This is a genomic window from Photorhabdus bodei, assembly GCF_003287735.1.
GTDB lineage: Bacteria > Pseudomonadota > Gammaproteobacteria > Enterobacterales > Enterobacteriaceae > Photorhabdus > Photorhabdus kayaii.
In genome coordinates this window covers 1-1,723 of the sequence record NZ_NSCM01000116.1, presented here as the reverse complement: position 1 = coordinate 1,723, position 1,723 = coordinate 1, and the positions used below count along the sequence as shown (strand labels likewise).

Here is a 1,723-nt window from a genome sequence, read left to right as displayed (position 1 = left end):
CGTTAATGGTCTCCCGGGTCAGGCGGCCGGCCTCATCGTATGCAAACGCCACCACCGCGTCCGGGTTGGCGGCCCGGACCAGTCGTCCCTGCGCGTCGTGGTCGTAGGTGGTGACTGAGCATAACGTACACCGGTCATCCTCTTCCTGCCACGCTTCCTGGCGGGTAATACGGTCGTCGTCGGTGTAGCACCAGCGCAGCAGCTGGTGATTGGGGTAGCGGGCGGTGAGGCGGCGCCCGGCGGCATCATACTGATAATGAATGGTCCGGCCGGTAAAATCGGTTTCGCTCATCACCCGGCCGGCCGGGTCACGGGTGTAGCGATACGTTTCACCGGTTTCATTGGTCACGGTTTTCAGGCGGGTCAGCCGGTCGTAGCCAAAGGTCAGGGCCGCGCCATCCGGGCGGGTGAGGCGGCTGAGCCGGTCAAAGGCGTCATAGGTATAGCGGGTGGTCCGGCCTTCTCCGTCGGTGACTGCCGAGACCCGGCGCTCGCTGTCGTAGTCAATCGTCTGACGAATGCCATCCGGTAGCTGAATCTCGCTGACGCTGCCCGCCGGGCTGGCATGAAACGGGCTGTGGTGATAGTCGGTCTGCTGATGTAACGCGTCGGTGACCCGCAGCAGCCGGCCCAGGCCGTCGGTGTCAAACCGGGTCAGGGTGCCGTCCGGGGCCCGAATTTCACTGAGCTGCTGCCGTTCATAGCTGTAGCGCCAGGCGCGGCCGTCGGGCAGGACCTGGCGCAGGATTTCCCCGCGCGGCCCGTAACGGGTCTCTTCCACCCGGCCCTGGGGGTCGATAACGGAGGCCAGGTTGCCCTGTTCGTTGTAATGCAGTCGCCAGCGCGCCCCATCCGGCTGAGTGACCCGGGTAAGCTGGCCGTATTCATTGTAATCGTAAGCGGTGAGGTCCCCGGCGGGTGACAGCAGGCCGGTCAGCTCGCCGTAAGGGCTGTACTCATACGCGGTGGTCCGGCCCAGCGGGTCGGTTTCGGCGACTTTGCAACTGAAATCCCATTCAGTCCGGGTTTCATGGCCGAGCGGGTCCACCTGGCGGGTCACCAGGCCGTCGGCGTTAGAGTGGTAGCGGGTACAGCCGCCTTCGGCATCGAAGTAGGTGGTGATGTGATGGTCATCATCGTATTCAAAACGGTCCTGCCAGTATCCCTGCGGGGTGGTGGTGGCAATTACTCGGCTTGCTTTGTCATAGCGCACGGTGACATCGGTTTTATCGGTGTCGTGCCAGCGGGTCATGTTCCCCTGCGGAGTGTATTCATGCCACAGGTGGTGAAACTGAAAGGCGTCACATTCCGCCAGATACCCTTGATTATCATAGCGGCAGGTCACCAGCCGCTGGCGCTGTTCGGCGTGCAGCCAGTCAATGGCCGTGAGCTGCTGGCGCTCGTAGTGCAGCGCCAGGGTCGTCGTGTCGGCATGGACCAGGCGGGTCAGGCGGTGGTGTTTATCGTAATGAAAGACGGTCTGGTTGCCGTTGCGGTCTTCAATCAGGGACAGGCGGCGTTTATCCCCCTGAACCTCGGCAAAGCTCAGTATCTGCTGAGTACGGCGGTTAAACAGGCGCAGTTCGCCGTCGCGTTGCCCGTACAGCAGATAGTGACCGGCATGGAGATTGACCGAGAAGACGGTTTCCGTCGGGGTGTGGAAGGTGTAAATCACTCCCTCGCCATCAGTGAAATGGGTTTCCTCGCCGTCGCGGCGCAGGTG

The 1,723-nt window shown here is 62.4% G+C and carries 1 pseudogene; it reads right to left on the bottom strand.

The features are described 5' to 3' along the window. Nucleotides 1-1,723 (bottom strand): annotated as a pseudogene (locus CKY02_RS22940) (hypothetical protein); the annotation flags it as partial.